This is a genomic window from Ornithinimicrobium jinqii, assembly GCF_045032595.1.
GTDB lineage: Bacteria > Actinomycetota > Actinomycetes > Actinomycetales > Dermatophilaceae > Ornithinicoccus.
The window spans coordinates 20,725-46,460 of record NZ_JBJFZS010000007.1 but is presented as its reverse complement, the minus strand read 5'-3'; the positions used below and the strand labels follow the sequence as shown (position 1 = coordinate 46,460).

Annotated in this window: 21 protein-coding genes and 1 tRNA gene; 6 read left to right on the top strand and 16 right to left on the bottom strand. The window is 71.8% G+C overall.

Going from position 1 to position 25,736, the window contains the following annotated elements; all coding sequences use genetic code 11:
* The first annotated feature begins 49 nt into the window (after positions 1–49).
* Together ACI3ET_RS02600 and ACI3ET_RS02595 are read left to right on the top strand one after the other, a co-directional pair.
* On the top strand, positions 50–2,143 hold the full coding sequence (locus ACI3ET_RS02600) for a TPM domain-containing protein (RefSeq protein WP_405031393.1): 2,094 nt from the start codon (positions 50–52) through the stop codon (positions 2,141–2,143).
* Between the two features lie 108 nt (positions 2,144–2,251).
* Entirely contained in the window at positions 2,252–2,968 is a 717-nt protein-coding gene (locus ACI3ET_RS02595) for a PspA/IM30 family protein (protein ID WP_405031392.1), read from the top strand.
* 71 nt (positions 2,969–3,039) lie between these two features.
* On the opposite strand, the gene pth is transcribed toward ACI3ET_RS02595, so the two are convergent.
* The 4 genes from pth to glmU all read right to left on the bottom strand — a co-directional run bounded on the left by pth (position 3,040) and on the right by glmU (position 7,157).
* The gene (pth, locus tag ACI3ET_RS02590) at positions 3,040–3,669 is read right to left on the bottom strand and encodes an aminoacyl-tRNA hydrolase (RefSeq protein ID WP_405031391.1); all 630 of its coding nucleotides are present in this window, start codon (positions 3,667–3,669) and stop codon (positions 3,040–3,042) included.
* 68 nt (positions 3,670–3,737) lie between these two features.
* Positions 3,738–4,412, bottom strand: a complete 675-nt coding sequence (locus tag ACI3ET_RS02585) for a 50S ribosomal protein L25/general stress protein Ctc (RefSeq protein WP_405031390.1) — start codon at positions 4,410–4,412, stop codon at positions 3,738–3,740.
* 237 nt (positions 4,413–4,649) lie between these two features.
* The gene (locus tag ACI3ET_RS02580) at positions 4,650–5,633 is read right to left on the bottom strand and encodes a ribose-phosphate diphosphokinase (protein ID WP_405031389.1); all 984 of its coding nucleotides are present in this window, start codon (positions 5,631–5,633) and stop codon (positions 4,650–4,652) included.
* Entirely contained in the window at positions 5,634–7,157 is a 1,524-nt protein-coding gene (glmU, locus tag ACI3ET_RS02575; RefSeq protein ID WP_405031388.1) for a bifunctional UDP-N-acetylglucosamine diphosphorylase/glucosamine-1-phosphate N-acetyltransferase GlmU, read from the bottom strand. It lies immediately after the preceding gene.
* 100 nt (positions 7,158–7,257) lie between these two features.
* Here glmU and ACI3ET_RS02570 point away from each other — a divergent pair, with 100 nt between their 5' ends.
* Complete coding sequence (locus ACI3ET_RS02570; protein WP_405031507.1) at positions 7,258–7,863, top strand: TetR family transcriptional regulator; 606 nt, start codon at positions 7,258–7,260, stop codon at positions 7,861–7,863.
* 52 nt (positions 7,864–7,915) lie between these two features.
* Positions 7,916–7,994 (top strand) — tRNA-Gln (locus ACI3ET_RS02565).
* A gap of 125 nt (positions 7,995–8,119) precedes the next feature.
* Here the strand turns inward: ACI3ET_RS02565 and ACI3ET_RS02560 are convergent.
* From ACI3ET_RS02560 to metG, 7 genes are read right to left on the bottom strand one after another with little or no spacing between them, the layout of a single operon-like run.
* Positions 8,120–8,626 (bottom strand): MarR family winged helix-turn-helix transcriptional regulator, encoded by a 507-nt coding sequence (locus tag ACI3ET_RS02560; RefSeq protein WP_405031387.1) that lies wholly within the window; start codon positions 8,624–8,626, stop codon positions 8,120–8,122.
* Between the two features lie 55 nt (positions 8,627–8,681).
* Entirely contained in the window at positions 8,682–10,598 is a 1,917-nt protein-coding gene (locus ACI3ET_RS02555; protein WP_405031386.1) for an ABC-F family ATP-binding cassette domain-containing protein, read from the bottom strand.
* Positions 10,598–11,602 carry a 4-(cytidine 5'-diphospho)-2-C-methyl-D-erythritol kinase gene (locus ACI3ET_RS02550; protein WP_405031385.1) on the bottom strand — a complete coding sequence of 335 codons (1,005 nt, stop codon included), beginning with the start codon at positions 11,600–11,602 and terminating at the stop codon, positions 10,598–10,600. Before ACI3ET_RS02550 ends, ACI3ET_RS02555 begins: the two co-directional genes overlap by 1 nt.
* Positions 11,603–11,611: 9 nt before the next feature.
* The gene (gene rsmA, locus ACI3ET_RS02545) at positions 11,612–12,514 is read right to left on the bottom strand and encodes a 16S rRNA (adenine(1518)-N(6)/adenine(1519)-N(6))-dimethyltransferase RsmA (protein WP_405031384.1); all 903 of its coding nucleotides are present in this window, start codon (positions 12,512–12,514) and stop codon (positions 11,612–11,614) included.
* A 25-nt stretch (positions 12,515–12,539) separates the two neighbouring features.
* Positions 12,540–13,817 (bottom strand): GNAT family N-acetyltransferase, encoded by a 1,278-nt coding sequence (locus tag ACI3ET_RS02540; RefSeq protein ID WP_405031383.1) that lies wholly within the window; start codon positions 13,815–13,817, stop codon positions 12,540–12,542.
* Positions 13,818–13,874: 57 nt separating this feature from the next.
* Entirely contained in the window at positions 13,875–14,720 is an 846-nt protein-coding gene (locus tag ACI3ET_RS02535) for a TatD family hydrolase (protein WP_405031382.1), read from the bottom strand.
* The gene (metG, locus tag ACI3ET_RS02530) at positions 14,717–16,543 is read right to left on the bottom strand and encodes a methionine--tRNA ligase (protein ID WP_405031381.1); all 1,827 of its coding nucleotides are present in this window, start codon (positions 16,541–16,543) and stop codon (positions 14,717–14,719) included. Before metG ends, ACI3ET_RS02535 begins: the two co-directional genes overlap by 4 nt.
* A 194-nt stretch (positions 16,544–16,737) precedes the next feature.
* On the opposite strand from metG, the gene ACI3ET_RS02525 reads away from it, so the two are divergent.
* The gene (locus tag ACI3ET_RS02525) at positions 16,738–17,349 is read left to right on the top strand and encodes a DUF4126 domain-containing protein (RefSeq protein WP_405031380.1); all 612 of its coding nucleotides are present in this window, start codon (positions 16,738–16,740) and stop codon (positions 17,347–17,349) included.
* Positions 17,350–17,437: 88 nt separating this feature from the next.
* Here the strand turns inward: ACI3ET_RS02525 and ACI3ET_RS02520 are convergent, their stop codons facing one another.
* The 5 genes from ACI3ET_RS02520 to ACI3ET_RS02500 all read right to left on the bottom strand — a co-directional run bounded on the left by ACI3ET_RS02520 (position 17,438) and on the right by ACI3ET_RS02500 (position 24,111).
* A complete protein-coding gene (locus ACI3ET_RS02520; RefSeq protein ID WP_405031379.1) occupies positions 17,438–19,513 on the bottom strand; it encodes a cell wall-binding repeat-containing protein in 2,076 nt (691 codons plus the stop codon).
* Between the two features lie 231 nt (positions 19,514–19,744).
* On the bottom strand, positions 19,745–20,584 hold the full coding sequence (gene rsmI, locus ACI3ET_RS02515; RefSeq protein ID WP_405031378.1) for a 16S rRNA (cytidine(1402)-2'-O)-methyltransferase: 840 nt from the start codon (positions 20,582–20,584) through the stop codon (positions 19,745–19,747).
* A gap of 108 nt (positions 20,585–20,692) precedes the next feature.
* Positions 20,693–21,433: a succinate dehydrogenase/fumarate reductase iron-sulfur subunit gene (locus tag ACI3ET_RS02510; RefSeq protein WP_405031377.1), complete on the bottom strand. Its 741-nt coding sequence runs from the start codon at positions 21,431–21,433 to the stop codon at positions 20,693–20,695.
* Positions 21,430–23,400 carry a fumarate reductase/succinate dehydrogenase flavoprotein subunit gene (locus ACI3ET_RS02505; protein WP_405031376.1) on the bottom strand — a complete coding sequence of 657 codons (1,971 nt, stop codon included), beginning with the start codon at positions 23,398–23,400 and terminating at the stop codon, positions 21,430–21,432. Before ACI3ET_RS02505 ends, ACI3ET_RS02510 begins: the two co-directional genes overlap by 4 nt.
* A gap of 12 nt (positions 23,401–23,412) precedes the next feature.
* A complete protein-coding gene (locus ACI3ET_RS02500; protein WP_405031375.1) occupies positions 23,413–24,111 on the bottom strand; it encodes a succinate dehydrogenase cytochrome b subunit in 699 nt (232 codons plus the stop codon).
* Between the two features lie 65 nt (positions 24,112–24,176).
* Here ACI3ET_RS02500 and ACI3ET_RS02495 point away from each other — a divergent pair, with 65 nt between their 5' ends.
* On the top strand, positions 24,177–25,730 hold the full coding sequence (locus tag ACI3ET_RS02495; protein ID WP_405031374.1) for a dolichyl-phosphate-mannose--protein mannosyltransferase: 1,554 nt from the start codon (positions 24,177–24,179) through the stop codon (positions 25,728–25,730).
* Positions 25,731–25,736 lie beyond the last annotated feature (6 nt).

Sequence of the window (25,736 nt, the reverse complement as noted above, 5' to 3'; positions counted from 1 at the left end):
GCCGGTGCGGTGGACGGGCCGGAGCAGGTCAGGGAGGATCGCAGACGTGATGAGACAGCTCGTGGGCAGGGGCGCCGACCGCGGACCGTGGTGGTCTGCCGTGCTGGTGGCGGTGGCGCTGCTGGTGGCCATGGTCGTGGTCACCGTCGTGGCGGTGCCTCCCGCGTCGGCCGAGGACCCCCTCAACCTGCCCGGGCCGGTGCACGACCCCGTCGACGCCCTGTCCCCCGCCGATGAGGAGCAGGCGATCGAGGACATCGACGCGCTGCGCGAGGAGACCGGGCTGCAGCTCTTCGTCGTCTTCGTCGACCGGTTCACCGACGGAGGCGAGGAGGTGGACGGCCCGACGTGGGCCGAGCTGACCTCCGACGCCTCCGGGATGGGCACGGGCGACCTCGTGCTCGCCGTGGCCGTGGACCAGCGCCAGTACGCCGTCGGTGACGTCGGGAGCACCCTGAGCGAGTCGGCGCTGCAGTCGGTGCAGCTGCAGGACATCGAGCCCTTCCTGGCCAACGACGACTGGGCCGGTGCCGTCAGCGGCGCGGCGCAGGGCTTCGCCCGCGTGTACGGCGACGACTCCGGCGGCGGGGGTGGCGTGGTCGTCCCCGACGACGGCGGCCCCGTCTACCCGCAGTCCTCCGACGGCCTCGGCAGCGGCTTCGGCGCCCTCTTCTTCGGGGCTCCCCTGCTGATCTTCGCCGGGGCGGGGGTCATCAGCCGGCTGGGCAGGAAGAAGGGTCGCCGGCCCAGCAGCGGCATCCCCGTGCCGCCGAACGTCCGCACGGTCCCCCTGCAGGACCTGCAGCGCGAGGCCTCCGAGGCCCTGGTGACGATGGACAACGCCGTCCGCTCCGCCGACGAGGAGCTGGCCTTCGCCGAGGCGCAGTTCGGCACCCAGCGCACCGACCAGTTCCGCGAGGCCCTGCAGCGGGCCAAGGCGGCCGCCAAGGAGGCGTTCTCGCTGCGGCAGCAGCTGGACGACGACCAGAAGGAGCCCGAGGACGTCGAGCGCAGCATGCTCGCGCGCATCGTCGAACTGACCAGCACCTCCCGGAAGGCCCTCGACGAGCACACCCAGGAGTTCGCCACGCTGCGCTCCCTGCAGGACCGGGCGCCCGAGTTCCTCGCCGAGCTCGGCACCCGGCTGCGCGAGACGCGCGCCCGGCTGCCGGTCGCGGACCAGGAGATCAGCGGGCTGCAGGCCCGTCACCCCGCCGAGGCCCTGGCCACGGTCCGGGACCACCGCGCACAGGCCGGCAACCTGCTCGACTCTGCAGACGGCTTCGTCACCGCCGGACAGCAGTCCCTCGAGCGCGACGACCGGCCCTCGGCCGTCGCCGCCGCACGTGCCGCGGAGGAGGCCATCGGTCAGGCCGCGACGCTGCTCGACCAGATCTCGCGCGCGGACGCCGACCTCGCCCGGTCCGGCGACGAGCTGACCCGACGGATCACCTCCATCACCGCCGACCTTCAGGACGCCACCCGCCTGGCGCCCCAGGAGCCCACCGTCGCCCAGGCCACCCAGCGCGCCCGCGCGGCCGTGGACCAGGCGCGGCTTGCCCGGACCTCCGGCGACCCCCTGCGGGCGCTGGCCGAGCTGGACGCTGCCGAGCACGACCTCGACACCCTCCTGGAGCCGATGCGGGACTCCGCGGCGCACACCGCGAAGATGCGCGACAACTTCACCGACCGGGTCGCCCGCGTAGGCGCCCGCCTGCGCAGCATCGACGAGACGATCCGCACCCGCCGCGGTGCGGTGAGCAGCGGCGCCCGCACCCGCATCTCCGAGGCGCTGCGAGTCTTCGACGAGGCGCAGCAGGTCGCGAGCACCGACCCGACGACGGCCATGGGCCTGCTGACGCGGGCGGAGCAGCTCGGGGAGCAGGCGCTGACCGAGGCGCAGAACGACCTCAGCTCGTGGGACGGATCGGGCGGCTTCGGCGGGGGCAACCGCTCCGGCGGCATCGATCCCTGGTCCGTCATCCTCGGCGGCATCCTCCTCGGCGGCCGCGGCGGCGGCCACCACCACTCCGGCGGCTGGGGCGGCGGCGGCAGAGGCGGCTTCGGCGGCGGCGGCAGCTTCGGTGGCGGAAGCTTCGGTGGCGGAGGTGGTGGAGGTTCCTTCTCCGGCGGGCGCTTCTGACCCGCACCCGGGGCCGTTGCCCGAGCCGCTGCCCGTCCGCCCACCCCCGACTCTCCCTCTTACCCACGAACCACCGCCGACCACGGCGGTCAAGGAAAGGAACCGAGCATGACCCAGAAGCAGACGATCCTCGGCCGCATCAGCCAGCTCACGCGCGCCAACATCAACTCCCTCCTGGACCGCGCGGAGGATCCCGAGAAGATGCTGGACCAGCTCATCCGCGACTACACCAACAGCATCGCCGAGGCCGAGGAGGCGGTCGCCCAGACGATCGCGAACGTGCGCATGGCCGAGGCTGACCTGCAGACCGACCGCGAGGCCTCCAGCGAGTGGGGCCGCAAGGCGGCCGCTGCCTCGGCCAAGGCCGAGCAGATGCGGGGCGGGGGCGACCCGGACGGGGCCTACAAGTTCGACAACCTGGCGCGCGTCGCGCTGGGCCGCCAGATCCAGCACGAGAACGACATCACGGCCAGCGAGCCGGCGATCCAGCAGCAGAACGCGACGGTCGAGCAGCTCAAGGAGGGGCTCGTCCAGATGAAGGTCAAGCTGGAGGACCTGAGGTCGCGCCGCGGGACCCTCGTCGCCCGCGCCCGCAGCGTCGAGGCCCAGGAGAAGGTCCACGACGCGATGTCCTCGATCGACGTGATGGACCCGTCCAGCGACCTCGCCCGCTGGGAGGACAACATCCGCCGGCAGGAGGCGATGGTGCAGGGGCGCGCCGAGGCGCAGGCCACGCGGCTGGAGGACCAGTTCGCCGAGCTGGAGGACAACGACACCAACGCCGAGGTCGAGGCGCGGCTGCAGGCGCTGAAGAACCAGGCCTGACCCTCCCCGACGAGGGCACCGGGGCCGTCGGGCCGGCGTTCTGCCGGGTCTGGCGGCCCCTCGGTCGTCTCCTACCGGGAGTGGAACCGCTGCTGGGTGGCCTCCAGACCCAGCGAGACGAGGTCGAGCACGGCGTCGGCGCCCTCGCCCACCAGCAGCTCCACCTCGACCCTGTCCCTGGCCGGGAAGTCCGAGAGCACGTAGTCGGCCGGGTCCTGACGGCCCGGGGGGCGACCGATGCCCAGCCGCACCCGCAGGTAGTCCTTGGTGCCCAGCGACTGGCTGACGGAGCGCAGCCCGTTGTGGCCGCCCTCGCCGCCGCCGCGCTTGAGCCGGACGGAGCCGAAGTCGATGTCGAGCTCGTCGTGGACGACGACGACCTGCTCCGGGGGGACCTTGAAGAAGGAGACCAGCCCGGCGACGGGGCCGCCCGAGACGTTCATGTAGGTCATCGGCACGGCGATGACCGCGCGCGGGCCGGGCAGTCCGCCTTGCAGGGTGCCCAGACGCACCTCTGCCGCACGGGCCTGCGCGGACCGGTGCTGCTTCAGGGTCGCCGACGTCTGCCGGCCCAGCTCCTCGACCACCATCGCGCCCACGTTGTGGCGGTGTGCGGCATACCGGGGACCGGGGTTGCCCATCCCAAGGACCAGCCAGGCTTCGTCCGTGGGTGTTCTCCTTCTCGGGACGGACGTGGCCACGTCACCGCGCGGAAGGTCCCGCGGGTGACGTGGCCACGTCGAGCGTCAGTGCGCGAACCGCCGGCGGCTCACTCCTCGGTCTTGTCCTCGGAGGTCTCCTCGGAGGCGGCGTCCTCGGCGGGCTCGGCCTCGTCGCCAGCCTCCTCGTGCTCGATGCCGGCCTCGGCCTCGGCCTCGGCAAGCTCGGCCTCCAGTGCCTCCTCGGTGATGGACTGCGTCACGTTGACGACGAGCACCTCGGGGTCGGTGATCAGGGTGGTGCCCGCAGGCAGCTCCACCGCGTCCGCGTGGATCTGGGTGCCGGCCTTGAGGCCCTCGACCGAGACGACGATGAACTCGGGGATGTGCGTGGCCTCGGCCTCGACGGTCAGGGTGTTGTTCTCGAGGGTGACCACGGTCTCCACGGCGGCCTGGCCCTCGAGGTGGATGCCCACGTCGACGGTGACCTTCTCGCCCTTGCGCACGACGACGAGGTCGACGTGCTCGATGGTGCGCCGGATCGGGTCGCGCTGCACGTCCTTGGCCAGGGCCAGCTGCTCGGCACCCTCCACGTCGAGCGTGAGGACGGCGTTGCTGACCTTGAGCGCCATCATCGTCTCGTGGCCCGGCAGGGTGAGGTGCACCGGCTCGGTGCCGTGGCCGTAGAGGACCGCGGGGATCTTGTCGGCGCGGCGGATGCGGCGGGCGGCGCCCTTGCCGAACTCGGTGCGCTTCTCGGCGGAGATGGTGATGGAGTCAGACATGTGTCAGGGCCTTCTGTCGTGAGATCGGGTCAGGGGTTCGGGCCTCGACGCGGGACACGGCACGTGCGTGCTGATCGCGGAGGCGTCCGGACGGCACCGACAGGAGGAGTCGGTTGGCTCAGACACGCTTCGTCGAATCACGGCCCGCTGCGTCGTGCAGCGTCCCTCGCCGAGGCAACCCGAAGAGTCTAGCGTCCCGACGGCTCCCGAGGAAAACCGCTTCTCGGACCTCGCCGCTCAGGCCTGGCCGTCGAACATCGAGGTGACCGAGCCGTCCTCGAACACCTCGCGGATCGCCCGGCTGATCAGCGGTGCGATCGAGAGCTCGGTGATCTTGTCGAGGGCCCGCGCCTCGTCCGACAGCGGCAGCGTGTTGGTGACGATCACCTCGGTGGCTACGGAGTCGCGCAGCCGCTGGACCGCCGGGTCGGAGAAGATCGCGTGGGTGGCGGCCACGACGACGCCCTTGGCGCCCTCCGCCATCAGCGCGTCGGCCGCCTGGCAGATGGTGCCGCCGGAGTCGATCATGTCGTCCACGAGCACGCACATCCGGCCGGAGACCTCACCGACCACGCGCTTGGCGACCGACTGGTTCGGGCGGGTGGTGTCACGCGTCTTGTGGATGAAGGCCAGCGGGACACCACCGAGGCGGTTGGACCAGTACTCCGCGACCTTGATCCGGCCGGCGTCCGGCGAGACGACCGCGAGGTCCTCCCCGGCGTACTTCTTCTTGACGTAGTCGGCCAGGATCGGCAGGGCCATGAGGTGGTCGACGGGCCCGTCGAAGAAGCCCTGGATCTGCGCGGTGTGCAGGTCGACGGCCATCAGCCGGTCGGCCCCTGCAGTCTTGAACAGGTCGGCCATCAGTCGTGCGGAGATCGGCTCACGGCCGCGGTGCTTCTTGTCCTGCCGGGCGTACCCGTAGAACGGGAGCACGACCGTGATCCGCTTGGCCGAGGCGCGCTTGAGCGCGTCGACCATGATCAGGTGCTCCATGATCGCCTCGTTGACCGGCGCCGTGTGGCTCTGGATCACGAAGGCGTCGCACCCGCGGACCGACTCGTCGAAGCGCACGTAGATCTCGCTGTTGGCGAAGGCGTAGGAGGTCGTGGGGACCAGCGAGATCTCGAGGTTCTCGGCGATCTCCTCGGCCAGCGCCGTGTGCGCCCGCCCGGAGAACACCATGAGGGTCTTGTCCGAGCTGCGGTGGATGCCGGTCATTCAGCTCTCCTGGGTGGGGGTCGGGCGGGAGGTGGGGGACGGAGAGGTAGGGGGTGCGCCGTCCCCCTGCCCGGCGAGCGCCGCCTCGGCGGCCCCGGCGGTCGCGGTCCCGGCGCGCCGCCGTGCGACCCAGCCGTCCACGTTGCGCTGGCGCCCGCGGGCCACCGCGATCTGCCCCGGGCCGACCCGGCCCTCGATCGCCGAGCCGGCTGCGACATACGCCCCGTCGGCGATGTCGACCGGTGCGACCAGCACCGAGTTCGACCCGACGAAGCTGTGCCGCCCGATGCTCGTGTGGTGCTTGGCGACCCCGTCGTAGTTGGCGAAGATCGTCCCGGCCCCGATGTTGGCGCCCTCGCCGACCGTCGCGTCGCCGCAGTAGGTCAGGTGCGGCACCTTGGCCCCCTCGCCGATCGTGGCGTTCTTGGTCTCCACGAAGCCCCCGATCTTGCCGCGGGCGCCCAGCACCGTGCCGGGGCGGAGGAACGAGAAGGGCCCCACGGTGGCACCCGGCCCGATCTGCGCGAGCTCGGCCTGGGTGCGCACCACGCTGGCCCCGTCGCCGACCTCGACGTCGGTGAGAGTGGTGTCCGGGCCGACGACCACCTCGGCCCCGACGGTGGTGGCGCCGAGGAGCTGGGTCCCGGGCCGGACGGTCGTGTCGCGGCCGATGGTGACGTCGGCGTCGATCCACGTGGTGTCCGGGTCGACGACGGTCACCCCCTCGCGCATCCAGTGCTCGACGGTGCGGCGGTTGAGCTCCTTGCCCAGGGCCGCCAGCTGGACCCGGTCGTTGACGCCCTCGGTCTGCCACAGGTCGTCCACGAGGTGGGCGGCGACCCTGCGGCCCTCCCGCCGTGCGATGCCGATGACGTCGGTGAGGTACTTCTCGCCCTGCGCGTTGTCCGTGCCCACCTCGGTGAGCGCCGCGCGGAGCACCGCGGCGTCGAAGGCGTAGATGCCGGAGTTGATCTCGCGGATGTCGACGACGTGCGCGAGCTCGTCGCCGGCCTCGCGGTGGCGCAGCGCGTCCTTGAACTCCATGATCGCGACGACGTCACCGTCGACGTCGCGCACGACCCGACCGTAGGACCCGGCGTCGGGCAGCTCGGCGGTGATGACGGTGACCGCCGCACCGCTGGCCTCGTGCCGCTCGGTGAGCTCGGTCAGCGTCCGACCGGTGAGCAGCGGGACGTCGCCCATCGTCACGAGGACCGTGCCCTCGAGGCCCGCGGGGAGCGCGTCGAGGCCGCACTCACAGGCGCGACCGGTGCCCTTGACCTCGTCCTGGTCGGCGACGACGGCCGTGCCGTCGAGCTCCCCTACGTGGGCGGCGACCCGCTCCCGCTCGTGGCGCACCACGACAGCGAGGTGCTCGGGGGCGGCCTCACGGGCCGCGTGCAGCGCGTGCCCCAGCAGCGTGCGCCCACCGATGCGGTGGAGCACCTTGGGAGTCGTCGACTTCATCCGCGTTCCTTCGCCGGCGGCCAGGATGATGACCGCGGCGGGGTGGTATGACGTCACGGACCAGACTCTACCCGTGCCGCGTACCGGGGGATCCGTGCCCTGTTGGCATGATGGGCGGGTGACGACTCCCCCACCGAAGGCCACCCAGCGCAATCGGATGACGGGGCCGCAGCGACGGCAGCAGCTCATCGAGGTCGGTCGTGCGCTCTTCGCCGAGCGGGGGTTCGAGGGGACGACCGTGGAGGAGATCGCGGCGAGCGCCGGGGTCTCCAAGCCGGTCCTCTACGAGCACTTCGGGGGCAAGGAGGGGCTGTATGCCGTCGTCGTCGACCGGGAGATCCAGGCGCTGCTGGGCCACATCACCGAGGCGCTGGCCAAGCCCGGGCACGCCCGCGCGCTGCTGGAGGCGGCGGCGCTGGCGCTGCTCGACTACATCGAGACCTCCACCGACGGCTTCCGGATCCTGGTGCGCGACAGCCCACCTGGCCAGGCCACGGGCACCTTCGCCAGTCTCATCAGCGACATCGCCAGCCAGGTCGAGCACATCCTGGCCGCGGAGTTCAAGCGGCAGAAGCTCGACCCGAAGACCGCGCCGCTCTACGCCCAGATGCTCGTCGGCATGGTCGCCATCCCCGGTGGCTGGTGGCTGGACTCGCGGCGGATGAAGAAGGAGGACGTCGCCGCCCACCTGGTCAACCTCGCCTGGAACGGGCTGTCGGGCATGGAGGCCAAGCCCGTGCTGCGGACCGTGCCCAAGCCCTGACCCGGAGGTGGGCTGCGACCGTGACCTACCCTTGTCGGGTCCGCCCGGACGTTCCCCGGTTGCTCTGCTGGTAGGGGCCGCCTGACTTTGAATCAGGATTAGCGACGTTGGTTCGATTCCAACCCGGGGAGCCGTGCCACTGCCACCCACCACCGCCACTACCGGGCAGACATCGTTCTACCCGGTGGATGTATCCGGCGGGAAGCACGTCTTCTGCCGGGTAGTCATGTCTCCCAGCCGGGCCGGACCCGGACGATCAGCCCTCGAAGCCGACGAGCAGCCGCTTGAGGGAGGCCGCGAGCGCGCCCTGCTCCTCGGCGTCCAGCCCCGTCAGGAGGGTGCGCTCCCCCTCGAGCAGCTCGGCCATCGCGTCGTCGACGAGGCGCCGCCCATCGTCGGTGAGCGTGACGTTGACCGCGCGGCGGTCGCTCGGCGCGGCCTGGCGGGAGACCAGCCCGCGCCGCACCAGACCGTCGATGCGGTTGGTCATGGTGCCGCTGGTCACCAGCGTCTGCCGCACGAGGTCACCGGGCGTGAGCTGGTAGGGCGGTCCGGACCGCCGCAGCGCCGAGAGCACGTCGAACTCCCAGGGCTCGAGCCCACCCTCGGCGAAGGCCCGCCGGCGCGCGATGTCGAGGTGTCGGGCTAGGCGGGAGACCCGGGAGAGCACCTCCAGCGGCGCGACGTCCAGGTCGGGACGCTCCCGCCGCCATGCTGCGACGACGCCGTCGACGTCGTCCGGTCCAGCGGTGTCGCGGGGCATGGCCTCAGGGTAGACCCGTCAAGATTCTCGACGCCGAGAGACGCCGGAGGTTCCGTCAGCCCTCGGCGGCCTCCGACGCCTCGAGCCACTCCAGCTCGAGCGCCTCCTCCTGGTCGTGCAGCGCTGCCAGCTCGGCGGTGAGCCGGGACAGCTGCGCAGGATCGGTGGCGGCCCCCGCCATCTGGTCGTGCAGCCGGGCCTCCTGGGCGTGCACCCGGTCCAGCCCCTTCTCCACCCGGGCCAGGGTCTTGCGGGCCTCCCGCACCTGGGCCGGGGTGAACGACGACCCCTGCCCGGCCTCGCGCGGGGCGCCCGACCTACCAGACGACGGCGAGCCCGACGACGAACCGCCCGACGGCGAGGCGCCCGACGACGGGGCGCTGGACGACGGGGCCGTGGCTGCGGCACCGCCCTTCGAGCGCCGGGCCGACGCTCGTTCCCTGCGCAGGCGCAGGTACTCGTCGACGCCGCCCGGCAGGTCCCGCAGGCTCCCGTCCCCCAGCAGCGCGACCTGCCGGTCGGTCATCCGCTCGAGCAGGTAGCGGTCGTGCGAGACCACGAGGAGCGTGCCCGCCCAGCCGTCCAGGACGTCCTCCATCGAGGTCAGCGTGTCGATGTCGAGGTCGTTGGTGGGCTCGTCGAGCATCAGCACGTTGGGCTCGTCCATGAGCAGCCGGACGAACTGCAGCCGGCGCCGCTCACCGCCGGAGAGGTCGCCCACCCGCGACTGCTGCCGCCCGCCCGTGAAGCCGAGCCGCGTGGCGAGCTGCGAGGCGGACGTCTCCTTGCCCCCGATCGTGGTGAACGAGCGCACCTCGGTGATGGAGTCGATGACGGACCAGGAGTCGACCCGGTCCAGCTCGCGCAGCTCCTGGGTGAGACACGCCATCCGCACGGTCTTGCCGGTCTTCAGCGACCCGGCCGTCAGCGGGTGCAGCCGCTGCAGCACCCGCAGCAGGGTGGACTTGCCGGACCCGTTGACCCCGACCACGCCATACCTGTCCCCGGGCCCGATGCGCCACGTGACGTCCTCGAGCAGGGTGCGCTCCCCCACCGTGATGGTCGCGTCGACGAGGTCGAGCACGTCTTTGCCCAGCCGCGTGGTGGCGAAGCGCACCAGCTCGACCGTGTCGCGGGGCGGCGGCTCGCCCTCGATCAGCTGGGTGGCCGCGTCGATCCGGAACTTGGGCTTGCTGGTGCGGGCGGGCGCGCCGCGCCGCAGCCAGGCCAGCTCCTTGCGGGCCAGGTTGGCGCGCCGCTCCTCGGTGACCTGGGAGACGCGCTGCCGCTCGACCTTGGCCAGGACGTAGGCGGCGTAGCCACCGTCGTAGGTGTGCACCCGGCCGTCCTCGACCTCCCAGGTGCGGGTGCTGACGGCGTCGAGGAACCACCGGTCGTGGGTCACGACGACGAGGGCGTTGCCGGCACGGGGACGGCGGGTGGACAGGTATGTCGCGAGCCAGGCGACCCCCTCGACGTCGAGGTGGTTGGTGGGCTCGTCGAGCACGAGCAGGTCGGGGTCCTCCACGAGCAGCGCGGCCAGTGCCAGTCGGCGCCGCTCGCCGCCGGACATCGGGCCGACTGTCGCGTCCCAGCCGCCCATTCCTGCCGCGTCGGTGCCCCCGAGCAGACCGCCGAGGACCTCGCGGACCTGGGCCTGCCCGGCCCACTCGTGCTCGGCGAGCGCGCCGAGCACGACCTCGCGCACGGTCGCGGCCGGGGAGAGTGCGTCGACCTGGCCGAGCATGCCGACGGTGACGTGGCCGGTGCGGATCACCCGGCCGGAGTCCACCTGCCGGGTGTCGACGAGGACGGACAGGAGGGTGGACTTGCCGCCGCCGTTGCGGCCGACGACCCCGATCCGGTCGCCGTCCGAGACGCCGACGGAGACGTTGTCGAGCAGCACCGACGTGCCGAGGACCAGCGAGGCGCGGTCGAGGGCGACGAGGCTGGCGGGCGGGGGCGCCGCCATCAGCCGGTGACCGGACCCAGCGGCCCGGGGCGGGTGGGGGGCGGCGGGGGCTGGGTCGGGCGCACGTGCTGGACGAGCTGGGCGCCGGGAACCGGCCCGACCGCACGGACGATGTCCCCCATCGGGCCGTTGGCCGCCAGCCCGACAGACAGGTCGATAGCCTCGGCCTGCGAGCCGACGAGGAAGGCCACGGTGGGCCCGGAGCCCGACACCACGCCAGCCCGGGCGCCCAGGTCGAGCCCGGCGTCGAGGACCTCGGCGAGCACCGGCCGGAGGGAGACCGCCGCGTCCTGCAGGTCGTTGCGCAGCACGGCGCCCACGGCGTCCGCGTCCATCCGTCGCAGCGCGGTCAGCAGCTCCCCGGAGGGCGCAGGGTCGGGCACGGGCGTGCGCGCTACCTCGCGGAGACGGTCGCACTCGGCATACACCTCGGGGGTGGACAGACCCAGCCCCTCCCCCGCCCACAGCACCCAGTGCAGCTCGCCGCGGGCCAGGATCGGGGTGATCCGCTCACCGCGGCCCGAGCCGATCGCCGTGCCGCCGTGCAGCATGAACGGGACGTCCGAGCCGAGACCGGCGGCGATCTCCTCCAGGAGTCCGTTCTCGACGTGGTCGAGCGCCCAGAGCTCGCGGCAGGCCACCAGGGTGGCGGCGGCGTCGGCCGAACCTCCGGCCATCCCACCGGCGACCGGGATGCGCTTGTCGATGTCGATGCGGACGGGGTCCACCTTGGTGCCCCGTGGTCGTCGCCGGGCGAGGGTGCGGGCGGCGACGACGGCCAGGTTGGAGTCGTCGGTGGGGACGCGGTGGGCGTAGGGGCCCGTGACGTGCACGGACCAGCGCTCCGCCGGCTGCACGGTCACGCGGTCGTAGACGCTCACGGCGTGGAAGACGGTGGAGAGCTCGTGGTAGCCGTCGTCGCGCTCCGGCCCGACGGCGAGCTGGAGGTTGATCTTGCCGGGCACGCGGACGCTCACGGCCTCGGTGCTCCCGGCTGGACTCATGCCCACACCCTATGGTGTGGCACCCGCGCCGACCGGGTCACCCGTGGCGCCCCGGGCGGCCGCCGCGATGCGGGCGAAGTCGTCGACGGTGAGCACCTCGCCACGGGCCCGATGGTCCACGCCGGCCGCGCGGCAGAGCTGCTCCGCCCTGGCCGGGCTGCCCGCCCAGCCTGCGAGCGCCGCCCTCAGCGTCTTGCGCCGCTGGGCGAACGCCGCGTCGACGACGGCGAAGACCTCGGTGCGCGAGGCCGTCGTCGTGGGCGGGTCGCGGCGCACCATCCGGACCAGGCCCGAGTCGACGTTGGGCGCCGGCCAGAAGACGTTGCGACCGACCCGCCCCGCCCCGGTGACCTGGGCGTACCAGGCCGCCTTGACGCTCGGCACGCCGTAGACCTTGCTCCCGGGTGGGGAGGCCAGCCGCTCGGCGACCTCGAGCTGGACCATGACCAGGACCCGCGCGAGCGTCGGCACGATGGCGAGCAGGTGCAGCACCACCGGGACGGCGACGTTGTAGGGAAGGTTGGCGACCAGCGCCGTGGGTTGCGGGTCGGGCAGGTCCGTGACGCGCAGGGCGTCGGCGTGCAGCACCGTGAGCCGGTCGGTGAGGTGGGGGGCGAGCGTGGCGACCGTGCGCGGGAGCTGCTCGGCCAGCGCGGGGTCGATCTCCAGGGCGGTCACGTGCGCGACCTGCGGCAGCAGCCCGAGGGTCAGCGACCCCAGGCCGGGGCCGACCTCCAGGACGACGTCGTGGGGGCCCACCCCGGCGGTCCGCACGATGCGTCGCACGGTGCCCTTGTCGATCACGAAGTTCTGACCCCAGTGCTTGGTCGGGCGGAGGCCGAGCTGGGCGGCCAGGTCCCGGATCTCGGCCGGGCCGAGCAGGCTCTCGTCATGGTGGTCCACGCCGTGCATGGTCCCACGGGCCGGCGCACGGGGGTCAGGGCAGGTAGTAGGTGAGCAGGTCTGCCGTGACGGGCGGGAAGAGCGCGGCCATCAGGGCCTCGTGCGGTCCCGGGTAGACGTCGGGGTGGCGTTGCGAGAGCCCGACGATGCCGTGCGGACCGAAGAGGAGCGGACCGAGCTGGTCCGGAGCGACGCCGGCGCCGCCGCTGGCACCTGGGCTCTGCAGGGTGCCGCCCGGCCGCGGGGCACCGAGACGGCCGTCGACGACCGGCATCCGCACGTGCCGCCGGAAGGTGGAGAGCACGACCTCGTCCGGCGGACCGAGGTCCGCGGCAGCCAGCCGGGCGTCGAGCACCGGGCGGAGACGGTCGAGGAGCACGACCTCGTCGGGGACGCGCACGTAGTACTGCTCGGCCTGGCGCGCGGCCGGACCGCACAGCTCGTCGACGACCTCACCGGCCACGGTGCCCCGCCGGTCCCAGACCACGAGCGGCGACGCGTCGACGACCGAGGTGGCCAGCCGGTGCGCGCGGGCAACCATCGCGAGCGCCGCCGGACGGTCTGTGGCGGCCAGCTCGGCGAGCACCACGTCGTCCTCGGGCGGCGTCGTGCGACCCGTGGCGACGACCTCCGCCGTCCCGCCCGGTCCCGTCCGCTCGACGACCCAGGTGGTGCTGCCGTGCCGGTCCAGCAGCCACTGCCACCGCGGGGGCGAGTGCGGCATGCGGAGATCGGCGGCCTGCTGGGCGTGCTCCTGCAGTCGCCGCACGTCGGGGAGGTCGGCGGTGGTCGCGGGGCGGACCGCGTGGCCGGCCAGGGCCTCCTCGCCCGGCGGCTCGACCAGAGGGCGGTGGGCGGGGATGTCGACGGCGTAGGAGTAGCCGAAGAGCCGGTAGAAGTAGGGGATGCCGATCATCACCTGCAGCAGGTGGCCGCGTGCAGCGCTCAGGTCGTGCGCCCAGCCCATCAGCTCCCGGACCAGCCCCCGACCCTCGAAGCCGGGGTCCGTCGCCACCAGCTCGACCTGGCCGGCGGGGAGCCGCACCGGACCGGGCAGGCCGTCGGTGCTGAGCCCGAGCTCCTCGTCGAGGAGGGTGGCGGTCGAGACGACCCGGTCCCCGTCGACGACCACCGCGCAGGTCTCCCACCCGGCCGCCGGGTCCTCGACGACGAGGCGGTGGTCCTCCGCGTCGTGCGCGTCACCGCGTGCGGTGAGCAGCTCCCCGATCTGGTCGAGGTCGGCCGGCGTGGCCGTGCGCAGCACGAGCCCGTCGGGCAGGGGACGCGGGTCCGTCGGCTGGTCTGCGGGCATGACCACGAGCATGCCCGTGCCGGGGCCGCGACGCGACCCGTTTCCGGCGGGCCCGGGCTACCAGGGGCCGTAGACAGCCTCGCTGTTGTCGGAGAGCGCCCGGCAGAGACGGGGGACGTCGGTGTTGAGGGTGGCAGCCATCACCCGCACCGTGAGCGGGACGAGGTAGGGCGCGTTGGCCCGGCCGCGGTGCGGGGTCGGGGTCAGGTAGGGCGCGTCCGTCTCGACGAGCAGGTGCTCCGTCGGGGTGACCGCGAGCGCGTTGCGCAGGTCCTTGGCCGAGCGGAAGGTGACCGTGCCGGCGAAGGAGAGGTAGTAGCCCCGTCGCACGCACTCGCGGGCCATCGTCATGTCGCCGGAGTAGCAGTGCAGCACCGTCTTGTCCGGTGCGCCCTCCTCGGCGAGGATCCGCATCACGTCGTCGTGGGCGTCCCGGTCGTGGATCTGCAGGGCCAGACCCAGCTCCTTGGCCAGGGCGATGTGCCGTCGGAACCACTCCTGCTGCACCGCAACGCCGTCGGGCCCCGTGCGGTAGTAGTCCAGGCCCGTCTCACCGACCACCCGGACCCGCGGGTGGCGCGCCAGCCCGGCGATCTCGGCGAACGTGGCGTCGAGGTCACCGGCCGCCTCGTGCCGGGGCACCTCGTTGGGGTGGATCGCCACACCACCGAGCAGCGCCGGGTGCCGGTCGACGGCCTCCACGGTCCAGCGGGCGGAGCCGAGGTCGCAGCCGATCTGCACCAGCCGGTCGACCCCGACCGCCGCAGCCTCGGCGATCACCTGCTCCAGGGACACGTCGGGCGAGTCGTCCCGCCGGACGTCGAGGTGGCAGTGGTTGTCGACGACCGGCATTGGGAGCCGGTCGGGGGCCGGCGGGCGCTCCGCCAGCCGGCCGTCCCTCATACCGCGGCCTCTGCCTGCACCAGACCCAGCCGTGCCCGCTCCTCGTCCACGACCGAGGGGTCGAGCTTGACGAAGATCGGGGTCGGCCTGGCCACCGGGGCACCGACGACGACCGGACGGTGCGCCCATCGCGGGGCGCCGGAGTAGTCCCCGGTGATGACGGGGTAGGGCGGTCGGGACGGGTCGTCGAGGTCGGGGACGGAATCGACCCGCGGCATGGGCTGGAAGACGCCGTCCCCTCCCATCGCCCGGTGCACCGCGGTCGAGCTGTGCGGGAGGTAGGGCGAGAGGATCGTGTTGAGGTCGACGACCGCCTGCGCGAGCACGTGCAGCACGGTGCCGAGCCGCTCGCGCTGGTCGTCGCCCTTGAGCTTGAACGGTTCCGTCGTGGACACGTAGGCGTTGGCCTCGCCCACCAGGCGCATGGCCTCGCCGAGCGCGGCCTTCTGCTTGTGGGTGGCGATGAGCCCGCCGACGGTGTCGAAGCCCTCGGAGACCTGCTGCAGGAGAGCACGGTCGACGTCCTCGAGCGGGCCGGCGGCAGGGACCTCCCCGAAGCTCTTGGCGATCATCGTGGCCGTCCGGTTGACGAGGTTGCCCCAGCCGGCGACGAGCTCGGTGTTGGTGCGCTTGACGAACTCCGGCCAGTTGAAGTCGGAGTCGGCGGTCTCCGGCGCCCCCGCCGACAGGAAGTAGCGCAGGGCGTCCGGCTGGTAGCGCTCGAGGACGTCGCGGACGTAGATGACGACGGAGCGGGAGGTGGAGAACTGCCGGCCCTCCATGGTGAGGAACTCGCTGGAGACCACCTCGGTCGGCAGGTTGAGCTCGCCGTAGGGTCCCTGCTCCCCACCCTTGGCCCCGTGCCCGTTGTGCGCGATCATCTCGGCCGGCCAGATCTGGGAGTGGAAGGTGATGTTGTCCTTGCCCATGAAGTAGTAGGACAGGGTCTGCGGGTCGTTCCACCAGTCGCGCCAGCGGTCGTCCTGGTCCCCCGGCAGGCGGCGCGCCCACTCCACCGACGCCGAGAGGTAGCCGATGACCGCGTCGAACCAGACGTAGAGCTTCTTGGTCGGGTTCTCCGCCCACCCGGGCAGCGGCACCGTGATGCCCCAGTCGATGTCGCGCGTCATCGCGCGGGGGCGGATCTCCTCGAGGATGTTCTGGGAGAACTTGATGACGTTGGGGCGCCACAGCCCGCTCGCCTCGCGGCCGTCGAGCCACTCCCCGAGCGCCCCGGCGAGCGCGGGCAGGTCGAGGAAGAAGTGCTGGGTGTCGGTGAACTCGGGCGTCTCGCCGTTGATCTTGGAGCGGGGGTCGAGCAGGTCGGCCGGGTCGAGCTGGTTGCCGCAGCTGTCGCACTGGTCGCCCCGCGCCTCGGTATACCCGCAGATCGGGCAGGTCCCCTCGATGTAGCGGTCGGGCAGGGTGCGCCCGGTCGAGGGGCTGATCGCCACCCGCTGCGTCTGCTCGACCATGTATCCGTTGGCGTGGCAGGCCAGGAACATCTGCTGCACGACGTGGTGGTGGTTGGCGGTCGTCGTGCGGGTGTAGAGGTCGTAGGACACCCCGAGCGCCGTGAGGTCCTCGGCGATGACCCGGTGGTTCTCGTCGATGAACTCCTGCGGGCTCAGGCCCGCCTTGTCCGCCTGCACGAGGATCGGCGTGCCGTGCTCGTCGGAGCCGGAAACCATGAGCACGTCGTGCCCGGCCATCCGCATGTACCTGCTGAAGACGTCGGAGGGGACGCCGAACCCGGCGACGTGGCCGAGGTGGCGCGGCCCGTTGGCGTAGGGCCAGGCGACGGCGGACAGGACATGGCTCATGGGTCACCAGTCTAGGTGGGGTCCCCCACCCCCACCGGACGCGTCGGGTCGGGTCGGGCTGGCTCAGGGGGTGGGGTCCGTCGGTGCGAGCACGACGGCGCTGCCGACGGGAAGAGGAACGGCATACCCCGTGGTTGACTGTGGCGTCGGTCCCCGCCGGGGGGACTGCCGACCCGAAGGGAGCGAGGCTCGCCATGCTCGCTGCACTCACCGGAGCCGGTCTGTCGGCGGCGGCCGGGCTCAACGCCTACATCCCGTTCCTCCTCGTAGCACTGATCGCACGGTTCACCGAGGTCATCAACCTGCCGCACCAGTACGCCTGGATCGAGTCCGACTGGGCCATCGGCATCGCCGCGGTCCTCCTGCTGAGCGAGGTCATTCTCGACAAGATCGCCGTGGTCGACAGCATCAACGACGCGGTGGGGACGTTCGTCCGACCCGCCACGGGCGGCCTGATCTTCGCCGCGACGACCGCGGCCGAGGACTACGAGCAGGGTTCGAGCTTCATGGCCGACAACCCGTGGATCGGCGTCCTGCTGGGCATCGTCACCGCTGGCATCGTGCACACCGGCAAGGCGGTGAGCAGGCCCGTCGTCAACGTCGGCACCGCCGGCCTGGGCGCACCGGTGGTCTCGGCCGCCGAGGACGGGGCCGCCGTGACGCTCTCGCTCGTCGCGATCTTCCTCCCCGTGCTCGTGATCTTCCTGCTGCTGCTCATGCTCTGGGCCGGGTTCGCGCTCTGGCGCGGTCGCTGGCGTCGACGCAAGGAGCGGGACGCGCTCATGGCGGACGCCGGCTACAGCTGAGCTGGTCCACAGCAGCTGCGACCGCGCTGGGGGGTGGCGGCACGACGACGCCCCCGACCGGAGGCCGGGGGCGTCGTCTGTGGAGCGCTCAGCGGGCGAGCGCGTCCCAGATGGAGACGATGACGTCGTTGGAGATGACGCCTGGGCCGCCGTACACGTCGACCCGGATCACCGAGGGGTGGGTCTCGATGAAAGCACGCGTCTGGAGAGGCAGGCTGTCGAACTTCGTCAGCAGCAGCGGCCAGTCCTGCGCCGCCGCGTCGGCCCCGCCGGACAGGGCGTCCGGGAAGTACAGGCCGTTGGAGATGCCCACGCCCATCGGGAACTCGAAGAACTCCTCAGCCACGAGGCGTGCCGTCTCGTAGCGGTCCAGCCCCACGATCGGGGTGAGGGCCGGAGCAGCCGCTGCGGCCTGGCCGCCGACGGCGTACTTGAACGCCTCCGGCTGGGTTGCCAGGTAGGAGGCCGTGACGTTCGGCATCCGGTCGTCCGCGGTGAGCACGACGACGCCGTGGCCCCACGCAGCCGCCGGGCCGCTCGAGAGCGCGTCCGGGAAGTTCAGGCCCGACGCGACCAGGATGTTCTGCGGGGCGCCGATCTTCTCGGCCACCGCGATGGCCGTCTCGTACCGGTCCGTCCCGGCGAGACGCTCGACGATGTATCCCTTGCCGACCAGCGCGGCCTCCACCGAGGGGGCGAGCGAGAGCTCACCGCCGACGAGGAAGACGGTCCCGCCGACGGGCAGCACGCGGTCGATCTCGTCCGCGACCCGCGGGTCGAGCAGCACCTTGGTCAGCAGCAAGGGAGCGTCGACGCCCTTGGTCAGGGGCACGGCCGCCAGGGCGTCCGCGAAGTCGTCAGACCGGGCCAGCACGACCGCGCCGGCCATGTCGTCCGCGAACCGCTCCTGGGAGAGCAGGATCGCGGTGTCGATGCGGTCCACACCGCCGACCTGCGTCACTGCGGAGGGCTCCAGGAGGTCGAGCTCCTGCTGCGCGGTGGTGTCCTCACCGATGACGTCGAAGTAGAAGCCCTCGATGACCTCGTTCTCGTGGAAGTACGCGATGGTGCTACGCACGTCGTCGACCCACTGGGCGTAGCCCAGCACACCGGTCAGCTCGGTGGTGTCGACCGCCTCGTCCGGCAGCGCCGTGAGGTTGGTGTAGTCGACGACGTCGAGGATCCGGTCCACGTGCCAGGTCAAGGACGGCACGTGCAGCCAGGTGGCGCTTCCCTTGAAGTACTCGGACCGGGTGTAGCGGAAGGTCGAGTAGTCGACGAACTTCTCGTCGGGGACCGCGACCCCGTCGTCCGGGTCCGGGTCGGCCGACTGGTTGAAGTTCACGGTCCAGCCTTCCGGAGCCTCCCACCCCACTGCGGGGAAGGGGATGATCCGGTTGTAGTAGAGCACGGCGTCGATGCTCAGCGGCACGTACTTGCCCGCTGCGGCACCGGTCGAGGCGCCGGCCAGCATCCACGCGTCCAGCGGCTCGATGTAGGCCGGCGGACCGGCGGTGACCTCGTCGTGCACCTCGAGCCCCGGCAGCGTGCCGGTCTCCAGCAGCGTCTTGTACATCGCCGCGTGCTCCGGAGAGGCGTCGATGGGGACGCCGTCGGTGGTGATGCGTCCGGCGCCGTCCAGCGTGATGTCCGTGGCGGCGAGCAGCCGCGCCTCGACCGCGTCGATCTTCTTCTGGATGACGGCGTCGCTGGTGCGGATGAAGTTCAGGCGCTCCAGCTCGACCTCGCTGGCGTAGGCGGCGAAGTCAGGCTGCACGTCGCAGGCTCCGACCTCTTCCTCCTCGGCCGTCGGCTCGGGGATGTCCTCCCCGACCAGCGGCACCAGCCAGACCGTGCGCCCGTCGACCTCGTTGACCGTGACCTCGGGCACCGTGCCCCCGACCTCGGGGATCTCGGTGTAGGAGATCGGCTGGACGCAGTACTCGATCGTCGTCACGTCCTCGACGGTGACCGTGTAGTCCTTCAGGACCGGGGTACCGTCCTCCGCCCGGAGGACGACGAGCAGGTCGGCGTACAGGTCCCCCGTGCCACCGCCTCCGCCGCCGCCGCCCGGGGGCGTCATGCCGAGGGCCGCCTGCGGGGCGACCAGCGCCCCCAGGAGGAGGGCCGAGACAAATGCTCCTCGTCGTGCTCGAATATTCATGGTGCTGCTCCGATCCCGCGTCCGAGGACGCCCTACCAGGAGCGGGGGCTGGGCGGTCTCTCTGATGAGATCTTGCCCGGGATGCACGCCCCCGACCACTACCCACCATCCGCCTGAGAAAAGCCTGTGAACAGACCTGCGGGCTATGATCTGGGCCACATCACGGGACACAGCGCGTGAGTCGTGTCACACCGCCCGCCGCGGGTGCCGGCTCGGCCCCGGCCGAGCTGCTCACCGCGCCGCGACGGCCCCGTCGTAGAGCACCTTGGCCGACAGTCCCGTGCGCGCCGCCACGTCCCGGCACACGTCCTTGAGCCGCTCGCCGGCGACGGTCCGCTCCAGGATCTCCGGCAGGACGTCACCAGGCTGTGCCTGCGTGCTGGCGTCGCTGCCGGCACCGTCGACGACGACGGTGATCTCCCCCTTGACCCCGTCCCCCGCCCAGTCCGCGAGCTCCGCCAGCCCCCCGCGGCGGACCTCCTCGTAGGTCTTGGTGAGCTCACGGCATACCGCGGCCCGCCTGTCCTCGCCGAGCACGCGGGCCATCGAGCCGAGCGTCGCGGCGAGCCGGTGCGGCGCCTCGAAGAAGACCATCGTGCGCTGCTCGTCCACGAGCAGGTGCAGCGCACGCTCGCGCTCCCCCTGCTTGCGCGGCAGGAACCCCTCGAAGCAGAAGCGGTCGACGGGCAGGCCGCTGACGGCCAGGGACATCAGGACCGCCGACGGTCCGGGGACGCAGGTGACGGGCAGACCAGCCTCGACGCAGGCCACCACCAGGCGATAGCCAGGGTCGGAGATCGAGGGCATGCCCGCATCGGTGACGAGCAGCAGGCGCGCGCCGGCGGCGATGCGCCCGACGAGGTCCGGGGTCCGGACCGCCTCGTTGTGCTCGTGGTAGCTGATGATCTCCCCGCCGACCGTCACGCCGAGGCGGTCGGTGAGCCGACGGAGTCGCCGCGTGTCCTCGGCCGCCACGACGTCGGCCGTCCTCAGCTCCTCCAGCAGCCGCGGGCTGGCGTCGCGGGAGTCGCCGATCGGGGTGGCGGCCAGGACGAGCGCGGCGGAGGTCATGCCAGGAGGGTATGCCGTGCGCCTGCGCCCGGGCACGCCGCCGCACGACGCGTTCAGTCCGGCAGCGTCCGGTCGGGCACCCCGACGCGTCCGGTCGGGGGTGAGGGGTCAGCGGCCGTAGCCGGCGCGGCGCAGGTCCCCGTTCATCTGGGAGATGACGTTGAGCGGGATGCCCTTGGGGCAGGCGCGGGTGCACTCGCCGAGGTTGGTGCAGCCGCCGAAGCCCTCGTGGTCGTGCTGCTCGGTCATCGCGACGACACGCGCGGCGCGCTCGGGCTGGCCCTGGGGCAGCTCGCCGAGGTGGGTGATCTTGGCACCCATGAACAGCATGCCCGAGGCGTTGGGGCAGGCCGCGACGCAGGCGCCGCAGCCGATGCACTCGGCCGCCATGAAGGCACGGTCCGCGTCCTCCTTGGGCACCAGGATCGAGGCGGCGTCGGGCGCCGCCCCGGTGTTGGCGGAGATGAAGCCGCCCGCCTGGATGATCCGGTCGAAGGCCGTGCGGTCGACCACGAGGTCCTTGATGACCGGGAAGGGGTCCGCGCGCCAGGGCTCGATGACGATCTCGTCGCCGTCGTTGAACGAGCGCATGTGCAGCTGGCACGTGGTGGTGCGCTCCGGGCCGTGCGCCTCGCCGTTGATCACGACGCCGCACGTGCCGCAGATGCCCTCGCGGCAGTCGGAGTCGAAGGCCACCGGCTCCTCGCCCTTGGCCGTGAGCTCCTCGTTCAGCAGGTCGAGCATCTCCAGGAACGAGCTGTCCTCGGACACCCCGTCGATGTCGTAGCGCACCATCTGCCCCGCCGAGGCGGGATTGTCCTGGCGCCAGATCTTCAGGGCGAGCTTCACTTGTAGCTCCTCTGCTTCAGCTCGATGAATTCGTAGACGAGGTCCTCCTTGTGCAGGACGGGGGCCCCGCCCTCGCCGCCCCACTCCCAGGCCGCCACGTAGGCGTACTCGTCGTCGTGGCGCAGCGCCTCGCCGTCCTCGGTCTGCGACTCGGCACGGAAGTGCCCGCCGCACGACTCGTTGCGGTGCAGCGCGTCGATGCACATCAGCTCGCCGAGCTCGAGGAAGTCGGCCACCCGCCCGGCCCGCTCCAGCGCCTGGTTCAGACCCTCGGCGGAGCCGAGCACGCGGACGTTGCTCCAGAAGTCGGCCCGCAGCGCCCGGATCTCCTCGATCGCCTCGCGCAGCCCGGAGTCGGTGCGCTCCATGCCGCACTTCTCCCACATGATCTTGCCGAGCTCCTTGTGGTAGGAGTCGACCGACCGGGTGCCGCCCGTGGTGAGGAACTTGTGGATCCGGTCCTCGACCGAGCGTCGGGCCGCGACCACCTCGGGGTGGTCGTCGGAGAGCTTCTCGAAGGGGCCCTTGGCCAGGTAGTCACGGATGGTGTTGGGCAGCACGAAGTAGCCGTCGGCCAGGCCCTGCATCAGCGCCGAGGCACCGAGCCGGTTGGCCCCGTGGTCGGAGAAGTTGGCCTCGCCCGCGACGAACAGGCCGGGGATCGTGGACTGCAGGTCGTAGTCGACCCACAGTCCGCCCATCGTGTAGTGGACGGCCGGGTAGATCCGCATCGGGACCTCGTAGGGGTTCTCCCCGGCGATCCGCTCGTACATGTCGAAGAGGTTGCCGTACTTGGCGCGGACCGCGTCCTCGCCGAGCCGGCCGATGGCGTCGGCGAAGTCGAGGTAGACGCCGCGCCGCACGCCGTCGACGGCCGGGCCGACGCCGCGGCCCTCGTCGCACATGTTCTTGGCCTGCCGGGAGGCGATGTCGCGCGGGACCAGGTTGCCGAAGCCGGGGTAGATCCGCTCCAGGTAGTAGTCGCGGTCCTCCTCGGGGATCTCGCGCGGGTCCTTCTCGCAGTCCTCCGCCCTCTTGGGGACCCAGATGCGGCCGTCGTTGCGCAGGGACTCGCTCATCAGCGTGAGCTTGGACTGGTGCTCCCCGGCCTGGGGGATGCAGGTGGGGTGGATCTGCGTGTAGCTGGGGTTGGCGAAGTAGGCGCCCTGACGGTGCGCGCGCCAGGCTGCGGTGACGTTGCTGCCCATCGCGTTGGTGGACAGGAAGAAGACGTTGCCGTAGCCGCCGGTCGCGAGCACGACCACGTCGGCGAGGTGGGTCTCGATCTCCCCGGTGACCATGTTGCGGGCGATGATGCCGCGGGCCACGCCCTCGACCATCACCACCTCGAGCATCTCGTGGCGGGCGAACATCTCGACGGTCCCGGCCGCCACCTGACGCTCCAGCGCCTGGTAGGCGCCGATGAGCAGCTGCTGGCCGGTCTGGCCGCGGGCGTAGAAGGTGCGGGACACCTGGACACCGCCGAACGAGCGGTTGTCGAGCAGTCCGCCGTACTCGCGCGCGAAGGGCACGCCTTGGGCGACGCACTGGTCGATGATGTCGGCGCTGACCTCCGCCAGCCGGTAGACGTTGGTCTCGCGGGAGCGGTAGTCGCCCCCCTTGACCGTGTCGTAGAACAGCCGGAAGACGGAGTCACCGTCGCCCTTGTAGTTCTTCGCGGCGTTGATCCCGCCCTGCGCGGCGATGGAGTGCGCGCGCCGGGGGCTGTCCTGGTAGCAGAAGGACTTGACCTGGTAGCCGGCCTCGCCCATCGTGGCGCCCGCCGCGGCGCCGGCCAGACCGGTGCCCACGATGATCACCGAGAGCTTGCGGCGGTTGGCCGGGTTGACCAGGGCGGCCTCGAACTGCCGCCGCGTCCACATCTGCGCGATGTCACCGGCCGGGGCCTTGGTGTCGGCGATCGGCTCACCCTCGCGGTAGACACCGTCGATCAGCATGTCAGTCATGTCGTCCTCAGGTCAGTCGATCAGGCCGAGCAGGATGGCGAAGGGCGGGATGAGGAAGCCGACCACGATCAGCGTGGTGACCAGGATCGAGGTGAGGCGGATCTTCTCGGCCCGCTCCAGGGAGGTGTTCAGTCCCAGCGTCATCGCCGCGCCCCAGATCCCGTGCAGCACGTGCATGCCCAGGAAGACCATCGCGACGGCGTAGATCAGCACGCCCCACCAGATGCCGAAGGTCTCCGTCACCCTAGCGGCGGGGCTGGCGTGGGCACCCCCGATGGTGACCGTCTGGGTGGTGAAGTGCAGGAGGTGGAAGACCACGAAGGCCAGCAGGGCCAGGCCGCCCCAGCGCATCGCCTTGGCGTAGAAGTTGCCGTAGCCCTGGCGCTTCATCGCGTAGCGGCTGCTGCGCGCCTTGCCCGCCCGCCCCCACAGCGACATCGAGGCCCAGATGTGGAGGGCGACGGAGGCGAGCAGCGCGATGCGCAGCACCCACAGCAGGCCCTTCTCGGGCAGCATCGGCTCGCCGAAGGTCCGGATGTGGTGGGCGTACGCGTCGAAGGCCTCACGGCCCGAGAGGATCATCAGGTTGCCGTACATGTGCAGCAGCAGGTAACCGATGAAGAACAGGCCGGTGAGGGCGACGATCGTCTTCAGCAGAATGCTCGGCGGGCCCGTGCGGGTCGCCGGCGCTGGAACGGTAGAAGTGGCCACGGGGGCAGGGTACTACCCCTGTATGGAGGGCCGGAGATGCCCCTGGCACCACCTACGATGCCGGTATGGAGTCTCTGCGGGCGCGTCTTCTGGGCCCCGCAGCCCACTCGTGGCGACGCCCGGACCGGATCGCCTGGGTGGGGATCCTCGTCGTCACCGTCCTCGGGGGCGCCCTGCGGATGTGGCGCCTGGGCCACCCTCACCGCCTCGTCTTCGACGAGACCTACTACGTCAAGCAGGCCTGGTCGCTGCGTCTCTACGGCCACGAACGCGAGGTCAAGGAGGGTCTGGAGGACCCCAACGCGCTCTTCACCGCGGGCACCGCGGACATCTGGGGAGACCAGCCCGACCTGGTCGTCCACCCGCCGGTCGGCAAGTGGATGATCGCCCTCGGCGAGATGCTCTTCGGCATCGACTCCTCCTTCGGCTGGCGCTTCTCCTCCGCCGTCGTCGGCACCCTGTCGATCCTCCTGGTGGGCCGGATCGCCTGGCACCTGTGGCACAACTCACTCCTGGCGGTCGCCGCGTCGACCCTCCTGGCGGTCGACGGCCACCACTTCGTGCAGTCCCGGATCGGGCTGCTCGACATCTTCGTCATGTGGTGGGCCCTCCTCGCCTTCTTCTTCCTGCTGCTGGACAGGGAGCAGGGGCGGACCAGGCTGGCCGCGAGGTGGACGGGACGCAGCCAGCCATGGGGCCCACGGCTGGGGATGCGCTGGTGGCGTCTCGCGGCGGGCGTCAGCCTCGGCCTGTGCATCGGCACCAAGTGGTCGGGTCTCTACTTCCTGGCCGTCTTCGGCCTGATGACCGTGTGGTGGGACATGGGCGCCCGCCGCGCCTGCGGAGCACGCAGCTGGTTCACCGGCACCGTGGTGCGCGACGGCATACCCGCGTTCCTCACCATGGTGCCGGTCGCCCTGGTGACCTACGTCGCCACCTGGGCGGGGTGGTTCGCCACCCGGGACGGGTGGAAGCGGCAGTGGGCCGCGGACAACCCCGCGGCGCCGGGCAGCCTCGTCTCCTGGGTGCCGGACCCGTTGCGCTCGCTGTGGGCCTACCACGCCGAGCAGCTGTCCTTCCACGTCGGCCTGCAGAACGAGCACGCCTGGCGGTCCAACCCGTGGAGCTGGGTCGTGCAGTGGCGCCCGACGCTGTTCTACGCCCAGTGGCCCGAGCGCGGCGAGAAGGGCTGCGAGTCCGCGAGCTGCGTGGAGTACATCGCCTCCCTCGGCAACGTCTTCCTCTGGTGGGGCGCGGCGTTCGGGATGCTCGTGGTCGTCGTGCTGTGGCTGTTCGGGCGGGACTGGCGGGCGGGAGCGGTCCTGTCCGGGATCGTGGCCGGCTGGCTGCCGTGGTTCCTCTACCAGACCCGCACCGTCTACAGCTTCTACGCCGTGGCGTTCGTGCCCTGGCTTGTGCTCGTCGTCGTCTGCTGCCTCGGGCTCGTGCTCGGGCCGGCCGGGGCGTCGCCACGACGGCGCCGGTGGGGCGCCGTCGTGGTCGTGGTCTACCTCGCGCTCGCGGTGGCCTGGATGGCGTGGTTCTACCCGGTGCACACGGCGGTCGTCATCCCGCGCGCGGACTGGCGGCTGCGGATGTGGTTCGACTTCTGGAACTAGGGGCGC

Coding starts and splice junctions, on each gene's coding strand:
- ACI3ET_RS02600 (WP_405031393.1), top strand. CDS start 50: ATGAGACAGCTCGTGGGCAGGGGCGCCGACCGCGGACCGTGGTGGTCT.
- ACI3ET_RS02595 (WP_405031392.1), top strand. CDS start 2,252: ATGACCCAGAAGCAGACGATCCTCGGCCGCATCAGCCAGCTCACGCGC.
- ACI3ET_RS02585 (WP_405031390.1), bottom strand. CDS start 4,412: ATGTCTGACTCCATCACCATCTCCGCCGAGAAGCGCACCGAGTTCGGC.
- ACI3ET_RS02580 (WP_405031389.1), bottom strand. CDS start 5,633: ATGACCGGCATCCACCGCAGCTCGGACAAGACCCTCATGGTGTTCTCC.
- ACI3ET_RS02570 (WP_405031507.1), top strand. CDS start 7,258: ATGACGGGGCCGCAGCGACGGCAGCAGCTCATCGAGGTCGGTCGTGCG.
- ACI3ET_RS02560 (WP_405031387.1), bottom strand. CDS start 8,626: ATGCCCCGCGACACCGCTGGACCGGACGACGTCGACGGCGTCGTCGCA.
- ACI3ET_RS02555 (WP_405031386.1), bottom strand. CDS start 10,598: ATGGCGGCGCCCCCGCCCGCCAGCCTCGTCGCCCTCGACCGCGCCTCG.
- ACI3ET_RS02550 (WP_405031385.1), bottom strand. CDS start 11,602: ATGAGTCCAGCCGGGAGCACCGAGGCCGTGAGCGTCCGCGTGCCCGGC.
- rsmA (WP_405031384.1), bottom strand. CDS start 12,514: ATGCACGGCGTGGACCACCATGACGAGAGCCTGCTCGGCCCGGCCGAG.
- ACI3ET_RS02540 (WP_405031383.1), bottom strand. CDS start 13,817: ATGCCCGCAGACCAGCCGACGGACCCGCGTCCCCTGCCCGACGGGCTC.
- ACI3ET_RS02535 (WP_405031382.1), bottom strand. CDS start 14,720: ATGAGGGACGGCCGGCTGGCGGAGCGCCCGCCGGCCCCCGACCGGCTC.
- metG (WP_405031381.1), bottom strand. CDS start 16,543: ATGAGCCATGTCCTGTCCGCCGTCGCCTGGCCCTACGCCAACGGGCCG.
- ACI3ET_RS02525 (WP_405031380.1), top strand. CDS start 16,738: ATGCTCGCTGCACTCACCGGAGCCGGTCTGTCGGCGGCGGCCGGGCTC.
- ACI3ET_RS02520 (WP_405031379.1), bottom strand. CDS start 19,513: ATGAATATTCGAGCACGACGAGGAGCATTTGTCTCGGCCCTCCTCCTG.
- rsmI (WP_405031378.1), bottom strand. CDS start 20,584: ATGACCTCCGCCGCGCTCGTCCTGGCCGCCACCCCGATCGGCGACTCC.
- ACI3ET_RS02505 (WP_405031376.1), bottom strand. CDS start 23,400: ATGACTGACATGCTGATCGACGGTGTCTACCGCGAGGGTGAGCCGATC.
- ACI3ET_RS02495 (WP_405031374.1), top strand. CDS start 24,177: ATGGAGTCTCTGCGGGCGCGTCTTCTGGGCCCCGCAGCCCACTCGTGG.